Below are 24,743 nucleotides of genomic sequence, written 5' to 3'. Positions count from 1 at the left end.
TATGGACAACTAACGTTGGAGATAAACATGTTGCGAGAACTGGGTCGATATTTGGATTCTATTAAAGCCCGCGATCCCGCGCCGAGATCACGCTGGGAGATACTCTTATATCCTGGCGTTCTGGCCATTGGTCTCCACCGCGTCGCCCATTGGCTTTTTCGTGGCGAACTCTATTTCGTGGCGCGATTTGTGAATCATTTCGCGCGCCTGTTCACAGGAATTGATATTCATCCGGGTGCAAAAATCGGGCGTCATTTATTTATAGACCACGGGTTTTCCGTCATCGGCGAAACGGCTGAGATTGGCGATAATGTAACAATTTACCAGTGTGTAACGCTTGGCGGCACCAACCCAACGAACGGCGTGGGCGGCAAGCGCCATCCTACTATCGAGGATGACGCAATTTTGGGATCAGGTGCGCAGATACTCGGTCCCATTACTGTAGGCAAACGCGCGCGTATCGGAGCGAATGCTGTTGTAACGCAAGACGTGCCAGAAGGTGCGACTATGGTAGGTGTGCGTGCTCGGCCAACTCTTGTCGAAGCTGAGCAATATCAAAAAGATTTTGTTCCCTATGGCACACCATGCAGTGAAGTTTTCGATCCTGCCACGCAAAAGCTTGAAATATTACAATGTGAGATGGAGCAGTTGCAAAGACGTATCGCTGCCTATGCCGAAGAGCGGGACAACAAAGATGTCGCGCACGACGAACCTGCCAAAGTCGGTAAAGCAAAGTCTGGTGGAGATAGCAATTAGTGCGACATTTCGGATCCAATATCGCGATATTCCCGGATAGTAATAGCCGGGCATTGCAAGTTGGATTTGATCGAAAAGAGCTGAACCGGATATTAAATTTATATGGCCGCATGGTGGCAGCCGGTAACTGGCGCGACTATGCCATTGATATGGGTAAAGATGCCGCCATTTTCGCAGCTTTCAAGCGGGCGTCAGAACGGCCGCAAATCCGCATTGAAAAACGACCCGCCGATCGGAATCGTCAGGGAATGTGGTCTCTTCATGGCGAGCATGGACAAATGTTGAAACGTGGTGAGGATCTTGCTGGCGTTTTGGCCCCGCTGGAACGCAGGTTGATGAAGCTGGTGTCCGATTAGAAAACAATCGACGAATTTTCTGCACGGGATATCTTTTGTCAAAAAACTGCAACATGATTGACTTCTTACGGAAATGAAAAATTCATAAAGCAGTCCTCAAGCAAGTAACAATTGACCAGGAATGCTCTCCCATGAAATTAAAAGCTGTAATATGTGCCGGTGCTGCTATCGCTGCCTTTTTGCCACTGCAGGCTCAGGCTGCTCCAATCACAAACGAAGAAGCGTCAGCGCTTCTCGACCGGTTGAACCAGCTGGAACAGGAAGTCGTGTCACTGCGCGCAAAACTCAGCAATGTCGAAACCGTTCAACAGGCGCAAACCGAGCAGGTTGCTGCGGTTGAAAAAGTAGCGCAGGCCAGGAGCGAAAATTCCATAAAGTGGAAAGGCGCGCCGGAAATTAAATCGGATGACGGCTGGAGCTTCAAGCCGCGAGGCCGCGCTTTGTTTGATTTTGCAAGCCTTTCAGCGCCATCGGCAATAAATACTCCTGACGAAGGCTTTTCGAACGAAGCACGTCGTATTCGTTTGGGCGTTCAAGGGACAATTCCTGGCGGTTTCGGATATAAGATTGAGGCTGATTTTGCTGATGGAGTAGAACTTACCGACGCTTATCTTGAATACAGCAAAGGCAACCTCGCTGTTATTGTTGGCCAGCACAATAACTTTCAATCGCTGGAAGAGCTCTCCAGCTCAAACGACACCAGCTTTATCGAGCGTTCCGCATTTACCGATGCTTTCGGTTTCGAGCGCAAAGTTGGCGTTTCAGCCCAAATAGAATCAGGTGACGCGTTGATTCAAGGCGGTGTCTTCACAGATAATTTAAGTGATCTGAACGGCGCCAATGACAGCATCGGATTTGACGGACGCATTGTCTACGCCCCAAAATTCGGCGATACGCAATTGCACTTTGGCGGATCAGCGCATTGGCGCGATCTTGGCGACACGATCACATCGGTCCGTTATCGCCAGAGACCATTGATCCACAGTGTTGACACGCGTTTCATCAATACCGGTAATATTACAGGCGCGACGAGCGAGACCAGCTATGGTCTGGAAGCGGCCGTCATCTCTGGCCGGTTTCACGCCGCGGCGGAGACTCATTGGGCTAAAGTTAGTCGCACCGGCATGGCCAACCCGACGTTTTTCGGCGGATCCATTGAGGCTGGCCTGTTCCTGACGGATGACAAACGGGAATATAAAGGCGGCGTCTTCAAAGGCGTCAAGGTTAGCAACCCGGTGGGAAGTGGCGGGCTAGGCGCTTGGCAAGTCAATGTCCGTTATGATCGGCTGGATTTGGTGGACGCAGGTATCATAGGTGGCACCCAGGACGGTTATATGGCGTCGCTGATATGGACACCGATCGACTATGTCCGGTTTCTGTTGAACTATGGCCACCTTGAATATGGTAATGCGTTTGGCATCGTCGCAGGGGCTCCCAGTGATTATTCCGTAGACGTATTTGGTGCTCGCGCACAAATATCCTTCTAGAATATTATATTCCGCAAGAACGGAAAAGGGGCTGGTTGGAACCAGCCCCTTTTTTGCGTGCTTTTGTAGCAATCTGAAGCTAGGCTGCGCAATCAGAATCCAGCGCATAGCCGGCAGACCGAACAGTGCGAATAATATCCGCACCGCCGTTAGCATTTAACGCTTTGCGTAACCTGCGGATATGGACATCGACAGTTCGCAACTCAATCTCGCTATCCTGTCCCCAAACGCTGTCCAGTAGGCGTTCGCGGGAGAAAACCCAATCAGGATGCTCCAGAAAATGACGGAGCAACCGAAATTCGGTTGGACCAAGCGCAACGGCCTTGTCAGAACGTTTTACTTTGTGGCCGACGGTGTCCATCTCGACATCACCGAATACCAGTTTTTCACCGGCGAGGGCAGGGCGGACACGCCTGAGTACGGCTTTCACTCTGGCGACCAGTTCTCTAGGGCTAAATGGCTTGGTAACATAATCATCTGCGCCAGTTTCAAGGCCACGAATTTTATCTTCCTCTTCTCCACGTGCGGTGAGCATGATAATCGGGATATTGGCCGTATCAGAAGACCTTCTCAGTCGTCTGCAAACTTCAATTCCCGACAGATTTTCAACCATCCAGTCGAGCAATATGACGTCCGGTCTATGCTCTTTGACCAGTAGCAGCGCTTCTTCGCCATCTGGCGTGTGGATTACGTCATATTCCTCTTTCTTGAAGTTCCAGGACAATAGTTCCGCGAGAGCGGCATCATCCTCAACCAGAAGAAGTTTAGCATTGGGCATTGTTAACTCTTGACCTCGGCATCGTCCCAAATATCGGTGGGGCTATCGCCACGATCGCGTTCCGGCATTTGCTCGCCCTTCGCCGCGAAGTATACCATTTCCGCGACATTGGTGGCGTGATCACCAATCCTTTCGAGGTTTTTGGCAATGAACAGAAGATGGGCGGCCTCGCCAATAGTTTTGGGATTTTCGATCATATGCGTGATTGTCGCTCGGAAGATGCTGGTGTAAAAATCATCAACAATTTGATCCCGTTCGCTGACTTCTTCGGCCAGATCAGCGTCTCGCCGGGCAAATGCTTCGAGCGCATCTCGCACCAGTTCCGATGCCACTTTTGACATTGAAGGGAGTAACGAAATGGGCCCTAGTGTTTTGCTCTGAGTGATCAAGGGAACGCGCTTCGCTATATTTTTTGCGTAATCGCCGATCCGTTCGACAACCCCCGAAATCTTGAATGTCGCAATTAGTTCGCGCAAATCATCAGCCATTGGCGCCCGCAATGCGATCGTCTGGAAGGTTAGATCATCAATCCTGCGCTCCAGATCATCAATGATTTTGTCATCCTCGACCACTTGCTTCGCTAGTTCGAGGTCATGTTTTTCCAACGCCTGCATTGCTTTCGCAATCGCCTGTTCACTGCGGCCACCAATCTCGGCGACCATGCCGCGCAATTCGTTAATGTCCGTATCGAAGGCTTTTACGGTATGTTCATTGCCGCTGTTCATTTTTCGATATCCCTATGTTCTATTCAGCCGTAGCGGCCAGTGATATAATCACGGGTTTTTTCTTGTCTCGGATTGGTAAAAATATCCGAAGTGACACCATATTCAATCAGCTCACCGAGGTGGAAAAACGCGGTGCGTTGAGAAACGCGGGCTGCCTGCTGCATATTGTGTGTGACGATTACGATAGCATATTTGCCCCGGATCTCGTGAATTAACTCTTCGATCTTCGCTGTGGCAATGGGATCCAATGCCGAACAGGGTTCGTCCATCAGGATGACTTCGGGATCAACTGCAATGGCACGCGCAATGCAAAGACGCTGCTGCTGGCCGCCCGATAATGCGGTGCCGCTATCGAGCAGTCGATCTTTTACTTCCCCCCATAAACCAGCGCGTTGTAGAGAGTTTTCGACTATCTCATCCAGTTCTTCCTTACCCGTCGCTAGCCCGTGAATGCGTGGCCCATATGCAATATTGTCATAGATTGATTTGGGAAAAGGATTAGGTTTTTGAAACACCATGCCAACCCTTGCCCGCAATTGTACCACGTCCATATTAGCCGCGTAGATGTCATTGCCGTCTAGCGTTATTTCGCCGGTCACCCGAGCGATGGGTATCGTGTCGTTCATGCGGTTAAGGCAACGCAGAAACGTTGATTTCCCACAGCCCGAAGGACCGATAAATGCGGTCACATTTTCCATGTTCACATCGATGGACACATCTTTGATTGCCTGCTTGTCGCCGTAAAAGACATCAACATTGCGGGTCGTCATTTTCGGAGAACCTTCTCCCGCAGAGATTTTGCTATGCTCAACGTCAGTCATGCTATTGCTTTCATTAGAAATATCGCTGCTTAAACTATCGTTCATTGTGTCACCTACCAGCGGGTTTCAAAGCGGTTGCGTAAATAAATTGCCACTGCGTTCATGGTTAGCAAAAAGAGCAACAGCACGATTATGGCTGCCGAGGTCTTCTCAACAAAACCGCGGTTAACTTCATCGGACCATAAGAAAATTTGAACGGGAAGAACAGTGGCAGGGTCAGTAACGCCATTGGGTGGCGTCGCAATAAAGGCCCGCATCCCGATCATCAAAAGTGGCGCGGTCTCACCGAGCGCGCGCGCCATGCCAATGATAGTGCCGGTTAATATTCCGGGCAGGGCAAGAGGCAGAACATGATGAAAAACAACTTGCATCGGGCTGGCACCAATCCCTAGCGCTGCCTCACGGATGGAAGGGGGAACGGCCTTTATGGCATTTCGGCCCGATATGACGATCACCGGCATGGTCATTAAAGCGAGCGTCAGGCCACCGACCAGTGCAGCAGATCGCGGAAGGCCAAATACGTTGAGGAAAACCGCTAAACCGAGCAGGCCGAAGATGATGGATGGTACTGCCGCAAGGTTGTTAATCGATACTTCTATTAGATCAGTATAGCGGTTTTTAGGTGCATATTCTTCGAGATATAGCGCTGCCAAAACGCCGACCGGGAAAGCGAGCAAAAGGGTTATGAACATTGTTATTAGCGAACCCTTCAGGGCTCCCCATATGCCTACTTGCATAGGATCGGTGGCGTCTGAATTACCAAGAAAATTCCAGTTAAATCCGGTGCTCAGTTTGTTGCCGAATTGCGTGATTATCTTCTCTGCGCCGTCGCTTCCGTCGCCTTTATAAGCAACATCTATTTCTGATTCTACCGGAAGATATAATATCGTTTTCTGCTCAACCAGCTTGGGGTTTTCAAGAACGGCTGCTTTGGCAATTTGCCATGCTCCAGCTGAAAATAGTCTGGATCCATCGTTGCCATATTCAATGTCTATGGCAGCGCCAATAATGTTTTGCATGCCCAGAGAATTGATATTGGCTTCAGCATTGGCGCCTTCGTACTGGCTTGCTTTGGCGCTGCCAGTAAGGGCTGGAAAGTCGACTTCGAGGGGCAGTTCGGTCTGGGTAAATCCTTTAAATCCATTTCCCACCATGACAATCAGAAGAAATGCTAAAAAGCTTGCAGAAAGGACGATTGCGCAAAGTCCAATCGCCTTGAACCGGCGTTCGGAAGCATAGCGCTTTTTGATGCGCTTCTGCATAGCCTCTCCTTGCCAGTTGGTAGGCGTCGGGTCGACAGGTGATTGGGCTGCGTTATTCATAAGCTTCCCGATATTTCTTAACTACGCGCAGTGCGATCAGGTTGAGCAGTAAAGTAACGATGAAGAGCACCAGGCCAAGGGCAAAGGCAGCGAGCGTTTTTGGACTATCAAATTCCTGATCGCCGGTAAGAAGTTGCACAATTTGAGTGGTCACGGTGGTGACGCTCTGAAACGGGTTGGCAGTCATATTGGCTGCAAGTCCGGCCGCCATCACCACGATCATCGTCTCACCAATGGCCCGACTGACGGCCAGCAATACACCACCGACAACACCGGGTAATGCGGCTGGAATAAGCACTTTCTTGATCGTCTCGCTTTTGGTCGCGCCCATTGCCAGCGATCCGTCGCGCATAGCGCTTGGCACGGCGGCGATGCTATCATCGGCCATCGAAGAAACGAAGGGAATAATCATAATCCCCATCACAACGCCAGCTGCCAAAGCGGACTCTGACGACGCGCTTGATATGCCTATCGAGACAGCAAAGTCGCGAAGCGCGGGCGCAACCGTTAGCGCGGCAAAATAGCCGTAGACCACCGTCGGTACACCCGCGAGAACTTCCAATATTGGCTTCATCCATGCCCGGAAGCTAGAATGCGCATATTGTGTAAGATATATGGCGCTCATCAATCCCAGAGGGATTGCTACGATCATTGCAATGATAGCGCCAATGAATACCGTTCCCCAGAATAATGGGATAGCGCCAAAACCGGACTGACCTCTTGGCCCGGCAACGGCTTTCGGGTTCCATTCGGTGCCGAACAGAAATTCAATCGGCGAGACCATGGAGAAAAACCTGGCGGACTCAAATATGAGTGACAGGAAAATTCCGACTGTGGTTACGATCGCGATGAGAGATGCAAAGAGAAGTACCATCATCGTAACGCGTTCCACCTTGGTACGCGCTCGCATCTCCGGTTTGACACGAAGCCAGGCAAATACGCCAAAGGCAAAAACTAGCAAAGCTGCAGCGATACCGCCGATAGTCCGATAATAGGATGTCGCAGCGCGATAGGGCTCGACCATCGATTGGGAGAGCGGGTTGAATGCTTTGACTTGATTGCCATTCGCGATTGCGCGCGCCTCCGCCAATATTGAGCCACGGGCGAACGAGTCTTTGGGTAGTTGTTCCGCTGCCGGACTTGAGAGGGCTGCGTCCGTTATCAGTGATGGACTGGTGAAATTCCAAACCGTCAGGAAGACCAGTGCCGGTGCAATTGCCCAGAGCGCCACATACCAACCGTGATAGTTCGGGCGCGAGTGGATAGCGCTTCTGTCTGATTTGACGACAGCAAAGCGGCGCGCTTTTGCACGACCAAATATCCAGGCAATGCCGCCCAATCCGATGATAAGAAAAAAAAGTGCGGAACCTGTCACTGGAAAGCAAAATGCCTTATTTGAGAGCAGGGCCGCTGCGATGAAACAGCGGCCCTATTTTAGTAGTAATTATTTCAATTCTGAACCGGTCAACGTTGGCTGACTCTTGGCCGCCTCCGTCATTTTGGCACGCATATCATCAGGAGATGCGATAAGGCCAGCCTTAACCAAATAGCCATCCTTGCCACCTGCATTAACGAATTCGGTTACATAATTCGCCAAGCCCGGAATGACACCGACATGTTGTTTCTTCATGTAGATGTAAAGGGGTCGCGCGCCTGGATAACTGCCAGATGCGATCGCATCATAAGTCGGTTCAACGCCGGAGACCGCAATGCCGCGAACGCTATCGGTGTTCTCCTCCAGGAAGCTATAACCGAAAATACCGACGCTATTCGGATTGGCTTTCAGCTTCTGAACAATGAGGTTATCGTTTTCACCGGCATCAATATAGGCCCCGTCTGCGCGCACGTCATGACAGATCGCTTTATACTCATCCTCGTTGGAATCTTTAAGCGCTTTGGTCGCGGCGTCGGTTTTACATCCGACTTCCATGATCAGTTCGGTCAGCGCATCGCGGGTACCGGATGTTGAGGGAGGGCCATAAACACTAATAGCGATATCTGGCAGAGATGAATCAACGTCTGACCATTTCTTGGTTTCATTCTTCTTGCCATAAGGTTTTTCTGCGATCGCTTCATAAACCTGCTTGGGTGTCAAAGCGAATTTTATGCCATCATTCGCTTGTGCGATGGCGATGCCGTCGATTCCGATCTGGATTTCGACGATATCGGTCACGCCATTTTTCTTGCAATCCTCAAACTCGGACGCCTTCATCCGCCGGGAAGCATTGGCAATATCTGGTGTGTCTGCGCCAACGCCAGCGCAAAATAATTTCATGCCGCCGCCGGTTCCGGTTGATTCCAGAATGGGTGAAGTGTTGCCACTGCCGGCGAACTGTTCGGCGACCGCTTTAGCAAAAGGAAAAACTGTGGATGAACCGACGATTCTGATTTCGCTACGTGTACCACCTTGGCCGCCAGATGCCTGATCCTGACAAGCGGCAAGCGCAAGCGACGATACCGCTATTAGAGCGATTTTTTTCAACATTATGAAGTCCCCGTAAATTGAGATAAGAATATCAAATACTCAGAATCGTGGCTTCTATTTGCCGTCCGAGTGAGTCATTTTTAGGCCCGCGCAATGTCCCTGATATTACGGTTTTATGACTCATTTGTTACATCCGCATTGTCTGCGGCTGATTTGGCAATGGGTAAGAAAACGGATACGGTTGTTCCCTGGCTGATAACGCTACTTATCTCTAATCTTCCTCCATGGCGTTCAGCGATATGTTTTACGATCGCCAGCCCGAGGCCCGTGCCTCCAATTGCCTTGCTTCGGCCTTTATCGACGCGATAAAAGCGTTCGGTTAATCGCGTAAGATGTTCGGGCGCGATCCCGTCACCTTGATCCGATACGGACAATTTCAATATCGCCCCTGATCGATTTATCGTTGCGTGAACCTTTATGGGTGTCCCCTTCCTACCATATTTAAATGCATTGCTCACCAGATTCTGGATCAGTTGCGCCAATTGAGACCTGTCACCGACTATGAAGGGCATGTTAGTTGGCAAATCGACTAGATAATCCCGGTCTTTTTTGCCGCGACTGTTCAAAAAGAAACCCTTGGATTCTGCTATTAACTTCGAAAGATCGACAGGTTCATTTGGCAGCTGAAACTTCTCTGCTTCGATTCGCGAAAGCGACATCAGATCCTCAACCAGTCGTTGCATCCGGTCTGCCTCGTCGAACATAATTTTAAGAAATCTGGCTCTTGTATCATCATCCTTACCGGCTGCCGGATTCTGCAAGGTTTCTATAAAGCCCTTAATTGCGGCAAGCGGAGTGCGTAGCTCGTGACTGGCATTGGCAACAAAATCGGTCCGCATGCGCTCCGCAGCATAGCTGCTACTCTGGTCGGAAAGCTGGACAAGTTTGAGGCCATCATTGAGTGAATTTATTCTGAGTTCCCATCTCTGCTCGGCGCTTCCCACACCAACCAGCAATATTGGTTCTCCTGAATGATTGGTTTCCGGATTTGCCAATCGATCAGCCGCTGCGGGGTGACGGATAGCCACCCGGACATCTTCTCCAACAATGTGGTTGCCGAGAATTTTCCGGGCAGACGCGTTCGCCATCGCAACTTTCGCATTGCGAATGAGCATGACCGGATCACTGAGAGGATCAATCAGGTTTTGGTAGGCCTCAATGCGCCCTTGAGAGATGTAGCGCTCTCTCTGGCGATCCAGAAGAATTTTGTCGGCTATGTGTTTGTCAGGACTATCATATATCGCAATGGCGATTGCGCTTATCCCCGCCGCTGACATAATGATAATTTGCGCAAGAGTGCTGCCTGATTGCGCTGAAATCAACGCGCCTAATATCGTAAGCAATATCGCGATAAATATCCGGAAGGGGGAAAGAGAGCTCATTTTGACATGTTCCGTCCCGTGTTTAGGCTGACCGGCGCGATACTGACAATGATATTTCGAGATCATCCCGAATTATCTTGAATTATCCCGGTGTTAAAACATTTTCCGGATTTGTCCCGAATATGGACGCGGCGATCAGGCGTAGCAGTGTTTACTCGCCTTTAACGTCTTTCCGGCTTATGAAATGATTGATGAAAATTCTGGGCCGCTCCAGAACAGTTTTGGCAGATGTTGATATGACGACTGAAAATGACGGAAATGTTGAGCAACGCAATGACGCGGCTGAAAACCGTGGCATTGTATCACGCCGCCGTGCATTGATGATGGGCGCAGTCACCACCGCTGCTGTGGTCAGCATTAAGCCAGCTTTGGCGCAAACCGCCGGTTCCGTGCTCAATTGCGAGATTCCGGTGCCCGGTAATCACGCGGCTGGCGGCTATATTGCACCCGATGGCAAAATTGTCTCACCCGACACACCGGGCGCTTTCCCGCCAGCAGGTCGCAATTTTACCGGCGAACAAGTGAAGCGTGCGATGAATGGTCGTTCTCTGCCAGGCACCTCTTACGATCAATCCAAGGCTTATGTGAACTACATCCGCAGGTTGCAATCCGGACAGAGCGGTTTCACCTGTTATGCATCGTTGCAAATGCCGCGATAATCGGTTTCGTCACTACCGAAAATCCAAACGAATATTAATATTTCCATGCTAGCGCACTGACTTGTTTTAATTCAGTTGCTAGTGACCAGAAATGACTGCGCTTTACAAGGCTTTGATACCGGCTGAACTCATTCAGCATGATCTGGACAGCATGACGCTGATTTTCCAGAAAGCGTCCGGTATCACCCATATAGTTGCAGACCCCATTCCGGCGATTTTGGAAGTAATGGGACAGGAGCTTCTCTCCGTCTTGGAGATTGGTGCGCGGCTTGTGGATAGCTTTGATCTGGACGGTGACGCTTTGGAAGGCGGCTCAGTGGAAGACGTCCTGATCGCCCGTTTGGAGGAGCTTCGCGTTCTGGGCTTGGTCGAACGGGTCAGCGCTGCGTGAGCGACATGCATGAAGCATTACTCAGTATAGGCCCGGCGCGGTTTCGAATAGCCTCGCAATGGCGACAACCGGTTGAGTTGCTGAATAATCTGTATAAAGCATATCCTAAGCCGGAAGACGGCTTTGCCGACTTCACAGTTCGGCTAGAAGCACAAAAACCGTGGCGGCGCTTTATCAGGCCGTCGGTCCATATTAGCGGCGATTATTGGTTGCCGGATGCAGCGCCATTGCCGCTCGAACAGAGTCTGCTCGCGGCTGAAATGGGGATGAACTTGCAAATGGCGCTGGGTTGGCGACAGCATTTATTGCTCCATGCCAGCTCGGTTGAAAAAGATGGGCGGGCGCTGTTAATGACAGGTCTTTCCGGTTCCGGTAAATCAACCTTATCCGCCATGCTGGGAGAGCGTGGTTGGCGATTCATGGGAGATGAATTTGCTCTGGTTTGTCCGGCCACTGGCGATATCCATCCATTTCCGCGCCTCATCAGTTTGAAGAACGAAGCCATTGGCGCGATGCAAAAACTGATATCTGAAGACCGGTTTGGGCCGTTGATGAAAGACACGCCGAAAGGTGACATCCGCCATGTGGTGCCGAACATGGAGGCGATGGAGGCTCAAAAGCGGCCTGCAAAACCGGCGTTGTTGCTATTTCCCCGCTTCGGCTATGACGCGGCATTGCGCGATATGGGCAAATCGGAAATTTTCGTTCGTCTCACCCAAGCTTCGACCAATTACGTCGCATTGGGCGAGACCGGGTTTCATGCTCTGACGCGGTTTGTGGATAGCGTTCCCACCCGGGCGATGGACTATCAGTCGGGTGAGGAAGCGATCGCAATGATCGACAAGCTTTGGAAAAACCTCACATGATGCGCGATGCGATGTCTTTGGTCCGCGCCTTGCGTGACCCATCGAGCGTGGCTTCGCTGAATGGAGCAGGGTGGACGCAGCTTATCAGTATCGCTCGGGCTGAGTCCCTAATGGGAAGTTTGGCACACAGGCTTCGTGACATTGATGTTCCAGACCAAGTAAAACCAATCCTGCAAGACGCAATTGAAGCGCATGATCTGGCGCGAAAACAGGCGCTTTGGGAGGCGGATTGCGCCAGGCGTGCGCTCGCGGATTTGGACTGCAAGGTCGTGTTAATGAAAGGCACCGCCTATGTCGCTGCGAATTTGCAGGCGGGCATTGGCCGCAGCATCGGTGATCTGGACATCATGGTGGCGCGTGACAAGTTGCAGGAAGTAGAAGAAGCGCTTCTTGATGCAGGATGGGAATGGGTGAAACCAGACCCCTATGACGATCAATATTATCGCGAACACATGCATGAGTTGCCGCCGCTGATTCATCGCGAGCGGGACCGGATGATCGACGTGCACCATACGATATTGCCGCTGACCGCAAAGCCAAAGCCGGATGCCGCAAACATGATGGATTGCGCGGTAGGGCTTGATACCGGATTAGACGTGCTCGATCCCGGCGATATGATAGTACACTCTGCAGCGCATTTGATGGCAGATGGTGACTTGGCAGGGGGGCTGAGAAATCTCTGGGACATTGACCAATTGGTTCGTCAATTTACCAATGAATATCCCGATTTTTTATTGCATATCGCGGAACAAGCATGGCTTCATGAGTTGTCTAAGCCTGTTAATGGAGCGCTAAGGTTGGCAAACCAGTTATATGGAACACCCTTGATAGAATATAAATCGCCAATGAGAGTTCGATATAATCGCCGGTTCAGAGATAGGTTTTTCGTTCGCCGTCTGCTTGCCCGCGACGGCTATGGTCGCGAAACGCGAAAATTCACTCGGTTCGCGTTTTACGTTCGCTCGCATTGGTTGCGTATGCCGCCGCTGATGCTGGCAAGGCACTTGTGGACCAAATGGCGCAAAGGTGTCGCAGCACATAGCAAATAGAGATACAGGCTGGCATCGGCCCGCGCTGCATGGCATGGGCGTATGAAACTATATAGCTGCACATTTAATTTCGGAGTTCCTGCATGAGTAATCGCCCCTTAGCCGCCATAATACTGGCCGCCGGACAAGGCACGCGGATGAAATCGGAAAAGCATAAAGTGCTGCATCCGATTGCCGGAAAACCGATGCTGCATCACTTGCTGGACAGCTTTGCTGCGGCCAATATTGACCGGTCGGTCGTGGTAGTGGGTGTCAAACGCGAACAGGTCGAAGCCGCTGTGGCGGACTATCCAGTGGACATTGCGGTTCAGTCGGAACAACTCGGCACAGGCCACGCGGTATTACAGGCGCAGCCCGCGCTTGAGGGGTTTGACGGCGATATTATGGCGTGTTTCGGTGATGTCCCGATGGTGCAGCCAGAGACTATTTCGGCAATGGTGGCGCGATTGCATGAGGATGATAAACCCGCTTGTGTCGTGCTGGGCTTTCGGCCCGACGATACAAAGGCTTACGGACGGATTATTTCCGAAAATGGCCTGATTAGTAAAATGGTCGAGCATAAAGATGCCAGCGAAGCCGAACGCGGCGTGAACCTTTGCAATAGCGGGCTTTTACTGGCGCGTTCGGAAGATATGTTCGGGCTTTTGGCGCGCGTTGATAATGACAATGCCCAGGGGGAATATTACCTGCCCGATATGGTGACTGTCGCATTGGCTGAAAACCGCGCTTGTGCTGTCATCGAATGCGCCGAATGGGAAGTTGCCGGCGTCAATAGCCGCGCGGAACTCGCCGCCGTCGAGGGGGAATGGCAACAACGCCGCCGCGCGCAGGCAATGGCCGATGGCGTCAGCTTAATTGCACCGGAAACTGTTTGGTTTTCAAGTGATACGCAGGTTTCTTCAGATGTCATCATAGAACCCAATGTTATTTTTGGCCCCGGCGTTTCGATCGCCAGCGGCGCTACGATCTACGGCCATAGCCATATCGAAGGCGCTACCATCGGCGCGAACGCTAAGGTAGGCCCGTTTGCCAGACTACGCCCCGGCGCGGTGATGGAAGAGGGATCGAAAGTCGGCAATTTTGTCGAGATGAAAAAAGCCACGCTCGGCAAGGGCGCAAAGGCCAATCACCTGACCTATCTGGGCGATGCCGAAGTGGGCGAGGGCGCCAATATCGGTGCGGGCACGATCACCTGCAATTATGACGGCTATTTCAAATATAAAACTGTGATCGGTAAAGGCGCATTTATCGGAAGCAACAGCGCGTTGGTCGCGCCGGTGAATATCGGAGACGGCGCGATTGTCGGGGCAGGGGCGACTTTGACAAAGGACGTGGCCGCCGGTGATCTTGCGCTGGTGCGGGCGGAGCAGACCGCGAAAGAAGGTTGGGCAGACCGGTTTAATAAAGCGAGTGCCAAGAAGAAGGCTGGGAAGTAATTTGGACAATCAAAAATATCGTATCAGATTGCGACGAAGGAATATTCCTGAAACTGAGATTTTGGAGGATATCGGTTCTGTTGCCCACGAACTTAAATTAAAGTCTTTGACCCGAATTCAATACGATGAACGAGGGGCGTTTGGTGCAAGTACGGTGATACGTAAGTTTGGAAGCTGGAATAAAGCCTTGGTGGCAGCCGGCCTGAAAGTCAAGAATCGCCAAGACATCTCAAATGATGAGCTGTTTGAGAATCTTATTGAGGTGTGGACGAAACTAGGTCGCCAACCTTTTGGGAAAGAAATGTCGAATAAATCCAAAGGATCTAAATTCTCAAGTGGTACATACGAGAAGCGATTTGGATCTTGGAACGGAGCCTTACTTGCTTTTGCAGAATATTTGGACACGCCAGTGACCACTCTTCCTAACGATACATTGGAAGACACGAAGCCAAACGTCATGAAAAAACGAACAGCCAGAGATGTAAATTGGAGGCTGCGGGCAAAAATACTCATTCGTGATAATTGTATTTGTCAAATGTGCGGCGATAGCCCTGCCAAAACACCTGAATGCTTATTGCACGTCGATCATATTCTAGCATGGTCGAATGGTGGTGAAACTACAGAAGAGAACCTTCAGACGCTTTGTGCGGTATGTAATATCGGAAAATCAAATGCATTCTAGTTGACATGATATCACGATATGATATCAGTATATCATTATGGCTCGTATCCTAGCTGACCTCCCTGAAGAAGACGTGAAATGGCTCGACGCGCTTGCTGCCGAGCAGGGCAAATCGCGGGCGCAGCTTTTGCGGGAGGCGGTGGCGGAATATCGCGCCGAAGTCAGCAAGGACTGGATAGAGGCTGGTTTTGGTATTTGGGCAAAGCACGGCATCGGCATGAATGCAGATGAATATGACCGGAAGCGGCGCGCGGAATGGACCCGCCCCTGGGATGACGATTATGACGAAGTCCGCGCTGAATCACCCGACTGTTTCACAGAGGAAGATGACAAGGAAAGAGCGCATTATCTGGCGCTCACTAAAAAAAAGATTTCTGAGTCCAAGAAGACCAAGCTGTGAGCGGTTATAGTCTGGACGCCAATATCCTGATCGACGCGCTTTTGGGACATCGTCCGGCATTTCATGAAATGTCACGGATCGCCGCAAGTGGCGCGCGTATGTGGATTAGCCGGATGGCTTGGATCGAGGCGCTTTCCAAAGGTAGTGACGATGTTGTCCGTGAGACTGCCCAGTTTCTCGAACGCTTTGGCCTTGATGAAATTGATGATGAAATCGCTCATCGCGCTGCGGCCTTGCGCCGGGAGCGTCCCCGGCTTAAATCGCCTGACGCCATTATTCTCGCGACCTCGCTCATTCGGGGCCGCGTGTTAGTTACTCGAAATACAAAGGATTTTCCGGCCAATATGCCGGGCATCCGCGTACCCTATACGCTCTAAAAGAAAGCCTGAACTCTATGTGCGGAATTATTGGAATTGTTGGCAAGGACGCTGTCTCGGACCGGTTGGTGGACGGCCTGAAACGCATGGAATATCGCGGTTATGACAGCGCGGGCGTTTGTACAGTGCATAACGGTCAGCTCATCCGCCGCCGCGCAGAGGGCAAGCTGGCGGGTCTGGTGCAGGTGCTGAAAACCGATGATGCTGCGGGTAATACCGGGATTGCGCACACACGCTGGGCGACCCACGGCGCGCCGACCACCAATAATGCGCATCCCCATGCGACCGATGAAATAGCTCTGGTTCACAATGGGATAATCGAAAATTTTAAGACTCTTCGTGATGAGCTGACCGCGCGGGGCAGAACGTTTGAAAGCGAAACCGATACCGAAGTCGTTGCGCATCTGGTTAGCGAGCAGGTTGAAGCAGGAAAATCGCCGCAAGACGCAGTGAAAGCGGTTCTGCCGATGCTGCGCGGGGCTTTTGCTCTGGCGATCGCGTTCAAGTCGCATCCCGATATGCTGATTGGTGCGCGATTGGGGTCGCCGCTGGTTGTCGGTTACGGAGATGGCGAGACTTATCTGGGGTCGGACGCATTGGCTCTGGCGCCTTTGACGCAGAAAATCGCTTATCTGGAAGAAGGCGACTGGGTTGTTGTAACCCGCGATGGTGCTGCGATTTATAACGAGAATAACGAGCCGGTGGAGCGCGAAATCACGACGTCCGGCGTGTCGGCGGCAACCATCGAAAAGGGCAATTACCGGCATTATATGCAAAAAGAAATTTTTGAGCAGCCCACTGTGGTCGCCCAAACGCTGCGGTCTTATATCCGGCCATTGGAAGAGCAGGTTGCTTTGCCGCAAATGGATTTCGATCTGAAAGATATTAAGCGCGTTACTATTGTGGCGTGCGGGACGTCTTTTTATGCGGGCATGGTTGCGAAATACTGGTTTGAGACATTTGCGCGGGTTCCCGTTGATCTCGATTTTGCGTCCGAATTCCGGTACCGCGATCCGGTGCTGGAACAAGGCGGTCTGGCGCTGTTTATCTCGCAATCGGGGGAGACGGCCGATACGTTGGCGGCGCTCCGTCACGCGAAAGCCGAGGGCCAGAAAATCGCGGTTGTCGTTAACGTCCCGACCAGTTCGATGGCGCGTGAGGCTGATTTGTTGCTGCCAACCCATGCTGGTCCTGAAATTGGTGTGGCATCGACCAAGGCGTTTTCCTGCCAGCTAGCGGTATTGGCCGCCCTGGCTGCGCATCTGGCCGTCGTCAAAGGCAAAATGACCCGCGATGAGGAGCGCGATGTGGTGATGCATTTGACCGAAGCGCCTGCCGCTCTCAACGCTGCGCTTGCTCATGACGCAGACATTGCTGACATGGCGCATCTGATCGCACCTGCACGTGATGTGCTGTATCTGGGGCGCGGTCCGGATTACCCTTTGGCGTTGGAGGGTGCGCTGAAACTAAAAGAAATTAGTTATATCCACGCCGAGGGTTATGCGTCCGGTGAAATGAAGCACGGACCGATCGCGTTGATCGACGAAGCGGTGCCGGTGATCGTGCTCGCTCCATCCGGGCCGTTGTTTGAAAAAACCGTCAGCAATATGCAGGAAGTGATGGCGCGCGGCGGCAAGGTTGTGCTGATTTCCGATGCAGAGGGTATTGCCGAAGCCGGAGACGGCTGCATGGCGACCATTGAAATGCCGAAAGTGCATCCTCTTATTGCCCCTTTGGTTTACGCCGTGCCGGTGCAGTTGCTGGCCTATCACGTGGCTTGCGCGAAGGGGACCGATGTCGATCAACCCCGCAATCTGGCTAAAAGTGTGACGGTGGAGTGATAGGGTTTTGAATTTGCTCCTAATTCTTGCAGCACTTTCCGGCGCTTTAGCTGTCACAGCGGGAGCTTTTGGCGCACATGGCGCAAGCGGTGAAGCAGCGGAGTGGCTAAAGACCGGCGCGCAATACCAGCTTGTTCATGTCGTCGCCGCTTTATTTGCTTTGCAATGCGACTTTCGCGGCCCGGCATGGTTATTTGTAGTTGGAGGGGCGGTTTTTGGCATAACGCTCTATTTAATGGCGCTTGGTTTTCCTCGCTGGCTTGGCGCAGTGACGCCTATCGGTGGCGCATTGCTTATTGGCGGTTGGTTGTGGTTAGCTTATTCAGGTGTGCGCGGCGGATGATGAAAGTCACCGGCTCCTGCCACTGCAGCGCCGTTCATTTTGAAGCATCGATTGAGCCGAAGCCCGGGCTGCTCGACTGCAACTGCTCAATCTGTTCCCGAACCGGTTTTCTTCATCTTATCGTGCCGCACGAGAGGTTTACGCTGCTATCCAGCGAGGACGCGCTTACGAGTTATAAATTTGGCAGTGGGCAGGCGGATCATTTGTTCTGCAAGCATTGCGGGGTGAAATGCTTTTACCAGCCACGTTCGCATCCTGATGCCTGGAGTGTGAATTATAACTGCCTTGATACCGGGCATGGGTTGGAGCCGGTCATTGTCGCATTTGATGGGCAGAATTGGGAAGAGGCTAAGGCTGGGCTGGAGTGAGTCTGTGCTCCGACCTTTGAGCCGGAGCTTTCTTTAAGCAGCAACCGCTCTCCAAGATTCCGGGTAAAGTCCCGAACACAGTGTCACCGGCATCGAGCAATTTAAGCAACAAAAAAAAGACGGTCCGTATCGGGGGGCGATACGAACCGTCTATAGGGTTTGCGACCCTAATTTTTCAAGTCTGTGTTACGCCAAATCAAAACGATCCGCGTTCATCACCTTGGTCCAAGCGGCCACGAAATCCTTGACGAATTTCTCACCATTGTCGGACTGGGCATAGACTTCGGAAACGGCGCGCAGTTGCGAGTTTGAGCCGAAGATCAGGTCGGTGCGCGTTGCGTGCCATTTTTCGCCGCCGCTGGCACGATCGCTGCCGACATATTCCTCGTCACCACTGCCATCGACCACTTTCCATGCCGTACCCATGTCGAGCAGGTTGACGAAGAAGTCATTGGTCAACTGACCTACCTTGTCGGTAAGCACGCCATGCTTGCTGTTACCTGTATTGGCGCCCAGAACACGAAGACCGCCAACCAAGACTGTCATTTCCGGAATGGACAGCCCAAGCAAGCTGGCCCTGTCGAGCAGCAACTCTTCGGTTTTCACGCTCATTTTGGTGCTAAGATAATTGCGGAAACCATCGGCTTTTGGTTCCAGTGGCTCAAAGCTTTCAGCATCGGTCTGCTCGTCTGTCGCATCACCGCGTCCACCAGTGAAAGGCACGCTTATATTAAAGCCTGCATCTGTCGCTGCCTTTTCAACCGCTGCGGTTCCGGCCAGAACGATAGCATCTGCTAAGGACAGATTACCACGCAGTTCTTCGATTTTGTCCAGAACTTTTGACAGCTCGGATGGATCGTTTGCCGCCCAGCCTTTTTGCGGGGCCAGACGAACGCGCGCGCCATTGGCACCGCCGCGATGGTCGGACTTGCGGTAAGTGGAAGCGGATGCCCAAGCTGCTTTTACCAGTTCGGAGATAGTCAGGCCGCTGCCCAGAATGGCTGATTTGAACGAGGAGACATCACTGCCACTCGGCATGGAGCCAGCAGGGATAGGATCCTGCCAGATCAAGTCTTCAGCAGGAACTTCCGGACCAATATAGCGAACTTTTGGACCCATATCGCGGTGGCAAAGTTTAAACCATGCCCGGGCAAATGCATCATCCAGCGCCGCTTGATCGTTACGGAATTTTTCCGAAATCTTGCGATAGTCCGGATCCATTTTCAGAGCCATGTCGGCGGTCGTCATCATGGTTGGGACTTTTTTGGAAGGATCATGGGCATCTGGTGCCATATCTTCTTCCTTCTGGTTGATCGGCTGCCATTGCTGAGCGCCTGCCGGGGAATGGACTAGCTCGTAGTCATAATCCATCAACAGACGGAAATAGTCACCCGTCCACTTCGTTGGTGTATTGGTCCAGGCTCCTTCGATACCGGAAGTCGTGGTATGGCCTTTCCCGATTTCATCGGGATTGGTCATCCAGCCAAAGCCCATAAGCTCGAGTGCTTCTGATTCAGGTGCGCCGCTGAGCGTTTCTGGATCAACTGCGCCGTGCGCTTTACCAAATGCATGACCGCCAGCGGTAAGAGCGACGGTTTCTTCGTCGTTCATCGCCATGCGCTCAAACGTGACGCGCATATCGCGGGCAGATAGTAGCGGATCAGGGTTGCCGCCCGGACCTTCTGGATTGACATAAATGAGGCCCATCTGGATCGCAGCGAGCGGGTTTTCCAGATCCCATTCTTTATCAGGCTGAATGCGGGTTTCGGCACCGGAATCGACCATTACTTCTTCCGTGCCCCAGTAAATATCATTTTCCGGTTCAAACACATCGGCGCGGCCGCCGCCGAAGCCAAATACCGGTCCGCCCATGGATTCAATGGCGACGTTGCCGGTCAGAATGAACAGATCGGCCCAGCTAACTTGGTTGCCATATTTTTGTTTGATGGGCCAAAGCAGGCGGCGCGCTTTATCGAGGTTGCCGTTATCGGGCCAGCTATTCAGCGGCGCAAAGCGTTGTTGCCCGCTGCTGGCACCGCCGCGACCGTCTGCGGTACGATAGGTGCCCGCTGCGTGCCATGCCATGCGGATAAAAAACGGGCCGTAGTGACCATAGTCTGCTGGCCACCAGGACTGGCTGTCGGTCATTAATGCGGTCAGGTCAGCCTTCAACGCTGCATAGTCTATTGATTTAAATGCTTCGGCATAATTGAAATCTTCGCCCATCGGATCGGGAGAAGTACCGTTCTGGGTGAGGATGTTGAGTTGCAACTGATCAGGCCACCAGTCCTTGTTGGTGCGACCGAGCAATCCGCGGACGCCGCCGTCACTTCCTGTAAAAGGGCATTTTCCGCTCATTTCTCCGGTTTTCATGTCCATGTGAGTATCTCCTATGATTTTCAGGGGTTTTCGAAACTATTAGTATGGCATCACCATAACGCGAAAGTTTCAGTCAGCAAAATCAATTAAAACACTCTGGTTGATTGATATAATCGATTACCTGAAAGTTCGGCAGGATGGACTGACGTGATCTGCTGCAATGATTGACCGCCATCCGGATCAGGCATATAAGCTGCAGATCGAAGGAGGCGGCCATGCGGGTCGCCTTTTCTATTTTCTCGTGAAAGGAAATTCACATGACGATCACCCCGCTAATGCCCGTTTACCCCCGGTGTGGTTTTCGTCCTGTGCGAGGCGAGGGCGCTTGGTTGATTTCCGAGGATGGCAGTCGTGCTTTAGATTTTGCCAGCGGTATTGCGGTCAATATATTGGGACACGGCCATCCGCATCTGACTGCGGCGATACAAGAGCAGGCCGCAACTCTTATGCACGTCTCCAATCTTTACGGCAGTCCACAAGGAGAGAAATTCGCCCAGCGTCTGGTCGATACAACGTTTGCGGACACGATTTTCTTCACTAACAGTGGTGCGGAAGCGGTGGAATGCGCAATAAAAGCAGCGCGCGCCTATCACCAGTCGCAAGACAGTGAACGGTTTGAGATTATCACTTTTAAAAATGCATTCCATGGACGGACAATGGCAACGATCTCTGCGTCCAACCAGGAGAAGATGCACCATGGATTTTCGCCGCTTTTGAGCGGATTCAAATATGTCGAATTTGATGATCTGGATGGCGCGAAAGCGGCCATCGGTCCGAATACCGCAGGTTTTCTTGTAGAACCCATCCAGGGAGAGGGTGGCGTGCGTCCGGCTTCACAAGAATTTATGGAAGGTTTGCGCGATCTTGCCGACGAGCATGATCTGATGCTGGTGCTTGATGAAGTGCAATGCGGCGTGGCGCGGACCGGCAAGCTTTATGCGCACGAGCTTTACGACATTGAGCCTGATATCATGGCAACCGCCAAAGGCATTGGCGGCGGTTTTCCGCTCGGTGCTTGCCTGGCGACAGAAAAAGCGGCACGCGGCATGGTTGTGGGTACCCATGGCTCGACCTATGGAGGCAATCCTTTGGCTATGGCTGCTGGCAACGCGGTTTGGGATGTCGTCGCAAATGACGAGTTTCTGGAGAATGTCCGTACGATGGGTGATAAACTCCGAGCGGCGATTGAGCAGTTTATTGGCAATTATCCGGACTTGTTCGAAGGTGTGCGAGGCGAGGGCCTGATGCTCGGTATCATGATGACTCATCCGACCAGAGGATTTGTCGGTCATCTGCGTGATAACCACGGATTGCTGACCGTCGCTGCGGGAGACGATACTTTGCGTGTATTGCCGCCACTCAATATTACTGATGCTGAAATTTCGACGTTCATCGAAAAATTATCTGCAGGAGCGGCTGACTATGTTCAGCCGGAGGCAGCGTGATCCGACATTTTCTAGACCTTTCAGACGCTGGTGGTGATGCTATCGCAATGATGATCGCCGATGCGATTGACCGGAAAGAAGCGCGTGTTTCATGGCCGAAAGGCAAGGTGGATGCAGATGCGCCATTAGCTGGCCATGTGCTCGCCATGATCTTTGAAAAAAGCAGCACCCGCACGCGTGTTTCCTTTGATGTCGCTATTCGCCAATTGGGTGGCACCAGCATTGTGATGGATAGCGGGTCCATGCAGCTGGGACGCGGGGAAACGGTTGCCGATACCGCGAAAGTTCTTTCGCGCATGTGCGATGCAATCATGATCCGCACAGATGATCATGCGAAAATTGAAGAACTTGCTGCCAATGCAACTGTGCCGGTCATAAATGGCCTGACTGACCTATCGCACCCCTGCCAGATAGTCGCGGATTTACTAACACTCGTTGAGCGTGGTAAAGCGTTGCCTGGACTGGAGGTGTGCTGGCTTGGCGATGGTAACAACGTACTCAACTCGATTGTTGAGGCGGCAGGGTTGATGAAATTCAACGTCCGTATCGGCTGTCCGCAAGGCTATGATCCTGATCAGGCTTTTATCGAAACCGCGCAGTCTGCGGGCGTAAAAATATCCGTGCATCGAGATGAGATGGAAGCGGTCAGCGGCGCAGATGTTGTCATTACCGATACATGGGTGTCGATGGGGCAGGAGCATGTCCATAATAAAATGGCTGCAATGATGCCCTATCAGGTTAATGACGTGATGATGGAACAGGCCAAGTCGGACGCGCTGTTTATGCACTGTCTGCCTGCTCACCGCGGTGAAGAAGTCATGCCATCGGTAATCGACGGGCCGCAATCGGTCGTGTGGGACGAGGCCGAAAACCGCATCCATGCACAAAAATCCGTTTTGCGATGGGTGTTCAATCAAATCTAATGGCAGATATCTCGCTTATAGATCAAACGCTTTCCTTTTCCATCCCGGCAAAACATTGCCGCGGTAGGGCAGTTCGCTTGGGTACGGTGCTCGATGAGATATTGCTGGCACATAATTACCCTGAGCAGATCAAAGCCCTTCTGGCCGAGGCAGTTTGCCTTACCGCCATGCTGGGCAGCTTGCTAAAGGATGAAGGCTCGCAGCTCACATTGCAGGCACAGACAGAAAGCGGCGTTATCAGCCTGCTGGCATGTGACTATAAAAACGGTGGGCTGCGTGGTTATGTGCAGTTTGATGCCGAACGATTAGCTTTGCAGCCTATCGAACCAAGCCTGATGGCACTCTTTGGTAAAGGTTATCTGGCGATTACCTTTGACCAGCCGCCGCCACGGGGCCGGAGCCAGGGCATTGTTGCGTTAGAAGGTGCAAGCCTTTCGGAGGCAGTTCAGAATTATTTTCTTCAATCTGAGCAATTGCCGACAATAATCCGTGTCGCAGTGAACTGTGATGGTGCGCACAGCGTGGCGGGTGGCTTGCTGGTACAGTATCTTCCGGAAGGTGAGGACGGCAAAGAACGGCTGCACGTTCGGATGGATCATCCCGAATGGGAGCATGTCGCGGTCATGGGCGGTAGCGTTACGCCGAATGAGCTCACTGATCCAGCGCTTGCGCTGGAAGATTTGCTATGGCGATTGTTCAGCGAGAGCGACGAAGTGAGGGTTTTGAGCGGTAAACCGTGCGTTAAGGCTTGCCGCTGTAATGAAGATCATATCCGGGACGTCATTGCGCGTTTTCCGAAAGAAGATAAGGAAGATATGATTGGCGAAGATGGAACTATTTCGATTGATTGCGCGTTTTGCAGCAAGAAGTTCATCATCTCGGGCGCGAGCCTGAACAATTAAATTTGTTCAATATCCTGGTTAACGCGGTGATTTGTCCAAAAAGTCCTATCGAAGGCCGCAATTGGACGCGATAATTGCCACAATTGGGCGCTATAAAAATCTGATTCGAGGCGATTTTGCGATTCTCGATCACCACACGGAGTAGGGGCATGAAGTTTTTGAATTTGATAAAAACAGCCGGATTATCTTCCGTAGCGTTTTTTGCGTTCACCGTAGCAGCACCGGCGCAAGCACCGGACCTTGCGCTTTTAGATGGCCTGCAAAAGGGCAGCTGGACTCTGAAAGAACGTGGCGCGTCAGATAGCAGTAAGCGCATTTGTCTTGGTGATGCCAAATTGCTTCTGCAAGTTCAACACGGCAGTGCCAAATGTACTCGCTATGTCATCGAAGACAAGCCAAACGTCCTCCGCGTTAGTTACAAATGCGGAAATCTTGGACATGGTGTCACGGAAATTCGGCGCGAATCGAGTGGATTGATCCAGCTGAATTCCCAGGGCATTTCTAGCGGCTCACCATTCTCTTTTTCTGCAGAAGGTCGTAGAACTGGCGCTTGCTGACTTTAATTACTCC

26 protein-coding genes are annotated in these 24,743 nt (G+C 51.9%); 18 read left to right on the top strand and 8 right to left on the bottom strand.

Annotation, left to right across the window (positions count from 1 at the left end; translation table 11 throughout):
• The first annotated feature begins 27 nt into the window (after nucleotides 1-27).
• The 3 genes from epsC to HF685_RS03580 all read left to right on the top strand — a co-directional run bounded on the left by epsC (nucleotide 28) and on the right by HF685_RS03580 (nucleotide 2,599).
• Nucleotides 28-756, top strand: a complete 729-nt coding sequence (epsC, locus tag HF685_RS03590) for a serine O-acetyltransferase EpsC (protein ID WP_168818336.1) — start codon at nucleotides 28-30, stop codon at nucleotides 754-756.
• A complete protein-coding gene (locus HF685_RS03585; RefSeq protein ID WP_425500172.1) occupies nucleotides 756-1,112 on the top strand; it encodes a DUF2794 domain-containing protein in 357 nt (118 codons plus the stop codon). Before epsC ends, HF685_RS03585 begins: the two co-directional genes overlap by 1 nt.
• Nucleotides 1,113-1,243: 131 nt before the next feature.
• The gene (locus tag HF685_RS03580) at nucleotides 1,244-2,599 is read left to right on the top strand and encodes an OprO/OprP family phosphate-selective porin (RefSeq protein ID WP_168818335.1); all 1,356 of its coding nucleotides are present in this window, start codon (nucleotides 1,244-1,246) and stop codon (nucleotides 2,597-2,599) included.
• Nucleotides 2,600-2,678: 79 nt separating this feature from the next.
• On the opposite strand, the gene phoB is transcribed toward HF685_RS03580, so the two are convergent.
• The 7 genes from phoB to HF685_RS03545 form a co-directional block, all read right to left on the bottom strand.
• The gene (gene phoB / locus HF685_RS03575) at nucleotides 2,679-3,377 is read right to left on the bottom strand and encodes a phosphate regulon transcriptional regulator PhoB (RefSeq protein WP_168818334.1); all 699 of its coding nucleotides are present in this window, start codon (nucleotides 3,375-3,377) and stop codon (nucleotides 2,679-2,681) included.
• Between the two features lie 2 nt (nucleotides 3,378-3,379).
• The gene (phoU, locus tag HF685_RS03570) at nucleotides 3,380-4,102 is read right to left on the bottom strand and encodes a phosphate signaling complex protein PhoU (RefSeq protein ID WP_168818333.1); all 723 of its coding nucleotides are present in this window, start codon (nucleotides 4,100-4,102) and stop codon (nucleotides 3,380-3,382) included.
• Nucleotides 4,103-4,125: 23 nt separating this feature from the next.
• Nucleotides 4,126-4,923 (bottom strand): phosphate ABC transporter ATP-binding protein PstB, encoded by a 798-nt coding sequence (gene pstB, locus HF685_RS03565; protein WP_168821182.1) that lies wholly within the window; start codon nucleotides 4,921-4,923, stop codon nucleotides 4,126-4,128.
• Between the two features lie 53 nt (nucleotides 4,924-4,976).
• Nucleotides 4,977-6,185, bottom strand: coding sequence for a phosphate ABC transporter permease PstA (pstA, locus tag HF685_RS03560; protein WP_246218724.1), 1,209 nt, complete (start codon nucleotides 6,183-6,185; stop codon nucleotides 4,977-4,979).
• A 52-nt stretch (nucleotides 6,186-6,237) separates the two neighbouring features.
• The gene (gene pstC, locus HF685_RS03555; RefSeq protein WP_168818331.1) at nucleotides 6,238-7,620 is read right to left on the bottom strand and encodes a phosphate ABC transporter permease subunit PstC; all 1,383 of its coding nucleotides are present in this window, start codon (nucleotides 7,618-7,620) and stop codon (nucleotides 6,238-6,240) included.
• Nucleotides 7,621-7,689: 69 nt separating this feature from the next.
• Entirely contained in the window at nucleotides 7,690-8,730 is a 1,041-nt protein-coding gene (locus HF685_RS03550) for a substrate-binding domain-containing protein (protein WP_168818330.1), read from the bottom strand.
• A gap of 113 nt (nucleotides 8,731-8,843) precedes the next feature.
• Nucleotides 8,844-10,112 carry an ATP-binding protein gene (locus HF685_RS03545; protein WP_168818329.1) on the bottom strand — a complete coding sequence of 423 codons (1,269 nt, stop codon included), beginning with the start codon at nucleotides 10,110-10,112 and terminating at the stop codon, nucleotides 8,844-8,846.
• Between the two features lie 320 nt (nucleotides 10,113-10,432).
• On the opposite strand from HF685_RS03545, the gene HF685_RS03540 reads away from it, so the two are divergent.
• From HF685_RS03540 to HF685_RS03490, 11 genes are all read left to right on the top strand, one after another.
• Nucleotides 10,433-10,771, top strand: a complete 339-nt coding sequence (locus HF685_RS03540; protein WP_246218811.1) for a hypothetical protein — start codon at nucleotides 10,433-10,435, stop codon at nucleotides 10,769-10,771.
• 91 nt (nucleotides 10,772-10,862) lie between these two features.
• Nucleotides 10,863-11,162, top strand: coding sequence for an HPr-rel-A system PqqD family peptide chaperone (locus HF685_RS03535; protein WP_168818328.1), 300 nt, complete (start codon nucleotides 10,863-10,865; stop codon nucleotides 11,160-11,162).
• A gap of 5 nt (nucleotides 11,163-11,167) precedes the next feature.
• A complete protein-coding gene (locus HF685_RS03530) occupies nucleotides 11,168-12,028 on the top strand; it encodes an HprK-related kinase A (RefSeq protein WP_168821177.1) in 861 nt (286 codons plus the stop codon).
• Nucleotides 12,028-13,077 (top strand): nucleotidyltransferase domain-containing protein, encoded by a 1,050-nt coding sequence (locus HF685_RS03525; protein WP_168821175.1) that lies wholly within the window; start codon nucleotides 12,028-12,030, stop codon nucleotides 13,075-13,077. The genes HF685_RS03530 and HF685_RS03525 overlap by 1 nt, the downstream gene beginning before the upstream one ends.
• 83 nt (nucleotides 13,078-13,160) lie before the next feature.
• Nucleotides 13,161-14,513 carry a bifunctional UDP-N-acetylglucosamine diphosphorylase/glucosamine-1-phosphate N-acetyltransferase GlmU gene (gene glmU, locus HF685_RS03520; protein WP_168818327.1) on the top strand — a complete coding sequence of 451 codons (1,353 nt, stop codon included), beginning with the start codon at nucleotides 13,161-13,163 and terminating at the stop codon, nucleotides 14,511-14,513.
• 1 nt (nucleotide 14,514) lies between these two features.
• On the top strand, nucleotides 14,515-15,195 hold the full coding sequence (locus HF685_RS03515; RefSeq protein WP_168818326.1) for a homing endonuclease associated repeat-containing protein: 681 nt from the start codon (nucleotides 14,515-14,517) through the stop codon (nucleotides 15,193-15,195).
• Nucleotides 15,196-15,232: 37 nt separating this feature from the next.
• The gene (locus tag HF685_RS03510) at nucleotides 15,233-15,595 is read left to right on the top strand and encodes a ribbon-helix-helix domain-containing protein (protein ID WP_168818325.1); all 363 of its coding nucleotides are present in this window, start codon (nucleotides 15,233-15,235) and stop codon (nucleotides 15,593-15,595) included.
• The gene (locus HF685_RS03505) at nucleotides 15,592-15,972 is read left to right on the top strand and encodes a PIN domain-containing protein (protein WP_168818324.1); all 381 of its coding nucleotides are present in this window, start codon (nucleotides 15,592-15,594) and stop codon (nucleotides 15,970-15,972) included. The genes HF685_RS03510 and HF685_RS03505 overlap by 4 nt, the downstream gene beginning before the upstream one ends.
• Nucleotides 15,973-15,989: 17 nt before the next feature.
• Nucleotides 15,990-17,813 (top strand): glutamine--fructose-6-phosphate transaminase (isomerizing), encoded by a 1,824-nt coding sequence (gene glmS / locus HF685_RS03500; RefSeq protein ID WP_168818323.1) that lies wholly within the window; start codon nucleotides 15,990-15,992, stop codon nucleotides 17,811-17,813.
• A gap of 13 nt (nucleotides 17,814-17,826) precedes the next feature.
• Complete coding sequence (locus tag HF685_RS03495; protein WP_425500171.1) at nucleotides 17,827-18,156, top strand: DUF423 domain-containing protein; 330 nt, start codon at nucleotides 17,827-17,829, stop codon at nucleotides 18,154-18,156.
• A complete protein-coding gene (locus tag HF685_RS03490) occupies nucleotides 18,153-18,524 on the top strand; it encodes a GFA family protein (protein WP_246218723.1) in 372 nt (123 codons plus the stop codon). Before HF685_RS03495 ends, HF685_RS03490 begins: the two co-directional genes overlap by 4 nt.
• 186 nt (nucleotides 18,525-18,710) lie before the next feature.
• Here HF685_RS03490 and katG read toward each other — a convergent pair whose 3' ends face one another.
• Nucleotides 18,711-20,903 carry a catalase/peroxidase HPI gene (gene katG, locus HF685_RS03485; protein ID WP_168818321.1) on the bottom strand — a complete coding sequence of 731 codons (2,193 nt, stop codon included), beginning with the start codon at nucleotides 20,901-20,903 and terminating at the stop codon, nucleotides 18,711-18,713.
• Nucleotides 20,904-21,160: 257 nt separating this feature from the next.
• On the opposite strand from katG, the gene HF685_RS03480 reads away from it, so the two are divergent.
• The 4 genes from HF685_RS03480 to HF685_RS03465 all read left to right on the top strand — a co-directional run bounded on the left by HF685_RS03480 (nucleotide 21,161) and on the right by HF685_RS03465 (nucleotide 24,730).
• The gene (locus tag HF685_RS03480; RefSeq protein WP_168818320.1) at nucleotides 21,161-22,348 is read left to right on the top strand and encodes an aspartate aminotransferase family protein; all 1,188 of its coding nucleotides are present in this window, start codon (nucleotides 21,161-21,163) and stop codon (nucleotides 22,346-22,348) included.
• Nucleotides 22,345-23,271: an ornithine carbamoyltransferase gene (gene argF, locus HF685_RS03475; protein ID WP_168818319.1), complete on the top strand. Its 927-nt coding sequence runs from the start codon at nucleotides 22,345-22,347 to the stop codon at nucleotides 23,269-23,271. Before HF685_RS03480 ends, argF begins: the two co-directional genes overlap by 4 nt.
• Nucleotides 23,271-24,173: an Hsp33 family molecular chaperone HslO gene (gene hslO / locus HF685_RS03470; RefSeq protein ID WP_168818318.1), complete on the top strand. Its 903-nt coding sequence runs from the start codon at nucleotides 23,271-23,273 to the stop codon at nucleotides 24,171-24,173. Before argF ends, hslO begins: the two co-directional genes overlap by 1 nt.
• Before the next feature lie 149 nt (nucleotides 24,174-24,322).
• Complete coding sequence (locus HF685_RS03465; protein WP_168818317.1) at nucleotides 24,323-24,730, top strand: DUF3617 domain-containing protein; 408 nt, start codon at nucleotides 24,323-24,325, stop codon at nucleotides 24,728-24,730.
• Nucleotides 24,731-24,743 lie beyond the last annotated feature (13 nt).

It is taken from the genome of Parasphingorhabdus halotolerans (assembly GCF_012516475.1).
Taxonomy (GTDB): Bacteria; Pseudomonadota; Alphaproteobacteria; order Sphingomonadales; family Sphingomonadaceae; genus Parasphingorhabdus; species Parasphingorhabdus halotolerans.
This window is presented reverse-complemented; position numbering and strand designations above follow the sequence as displayed.

What these genes read in the sequence shown, in the direction of transcription:
- epsC (WP_168818336.1), top strand. Translation starts at nt 28, where the DNA reads ATGTTGCGAGAACTGGGTCGATATTTGGATTCTATTAAAGCCCGCGAT.
- HF685_RS03580 (WP_168818335.1), top strand. Translation starts at nt 1,244, where the DNA reads ATGAAATTAAAAGCTGTAATATGTGCCGGTGCTGCTATCGCTGCCTTT.
- phoB (WP_168818334.1), bottom strand. Translation starts at nt 3,377, where the DNA reads ATGCCCAATGCTAAACTTCTTCTGGTTGAGGATGATGCCGCTCTCGCG.
- phoU (WP_168818333.1), bottom strand. Translation starts at nt 4,102, where the DNA reads ATGAACAGCGGCAATGAACATACCGTAAAAGCCTTCGATACGGACATT.
- pstB (WP_168821182.1), bottom strand. Translation starts at nt 4,923, where the DNA reads ATGACTGACGTTGAGCATAGCAAAATCTCTGCGGGAGAAGGTTCTCCG.
- pstA (WP_246218724.1), bottom strand. Translation starts at nt 6,185, where the DNA reads ATGCAGAAGCGCATCAAAAAGCGCTATGCTTCCGAACGCCGGTTCAAG.
- HF685_RS03550 (WP_168818330.1), bottom strand. Translation starts at nt 8,730, where the DNA reads ATGTTGAAAAAAATCGCTCTAATAGCGGTATCGTCGCTTGCGCTTGCC.
- HF685_RS03545 (WP_168818329.1), bottom strand. Translation starts at nt 10,112, where the DNA reads ATGAGCTCTCTTTCCCCCTTCCGGATATTTATCGCGATATTGCTTACG.
- HF685_RS03540 (WP_246218811.1), top strand. Translation starts at nt 10,433, where the DNA reads ATGATGGGCGCAGTCACCACCGCTGCTGTGGTCAGCATTAAGCCAGCT.
- HF685_RS03535 (WP_168818328.1), top strand. Translation starts at nt 10,863, where the DNA reads ATGACTGCGCTTTACAAGGCTTTGATACCGGCTGAACTCATTCAGCAT.
- HF685_RS03530 (WP_168821177.1), top strand. Translation starts at nt 11,168, where the DNA reads ATGCATGAAGCATTACTCAGTATAGGCCCGGCGCGGTTTCGAATAGCC.
- HF685_RS03525 (WP_168821175.1), top strand. Translation starts at nt 12,028, where the DNA reads ATGCGCGATGCGATGTCTTTGGTCCGCGCCTTGCGTGACCCATCGAGC.
- glmU (WP_168818327.1), top strand. Translation starts at nt 13,161, where the DNA reads ATGAGTAATCGCCCCTTAGCCGCCATAATACTGGCCGCCGGACAAGGC.
- HF685_RS03510 (WP_168818325.1), top strand. Translation starts at nt 15,233, where the DNA reads ATGGCTCGTATCCTAGCTGACCTCCCTGAAGAAGACGTGAAATGGCTC.
- glmS (WP_168818323.1), top strand. Translation starts at nt 15,990, where the DNA reads ATGTGCGGAATTATTGGAATTGTTGGCAAGGACGCTGTCTCGGACCGG.
- HF685_RS03490 (WP_246218723.1), top strand. Translation starts at nt 18,153, where the DNA reads ATGATGAAAGTCACCGGCTCCTGCCACTGCAGCGCCGTTCATTTTGAA.
- katG (WP_168818321.1), bottom strand. Translation starts at nt 20,903, where the DNA reads ATGGACATGAAAACCGGAGAAATGAGCGGAAAATGCCCTTTTACAGGA.
- HF685_RS03480 (WP_168818320.1), top strand. Translation starts at nt 21,161, where the DNA reads ATGACGATCACCCCGCTAATGCCCGTTTACCCCCGGTGTGGTTTTCGT.
- hslO (WP_168818318.1), top strand. Translation starts at nt 23,271, where the DNA reads ATGGCAGATATCTCGCTTATAGATCAAACGCTTTCCTTTTCCATCCCG.
- HF685_RS03465 (WP_168818317.1), top strand. Translation starts at nt 24,323, where the DNA reads ATGAAGTTTTTGAATTTGATAAAAACAGCCGGATTATCTTCCGTAGCG.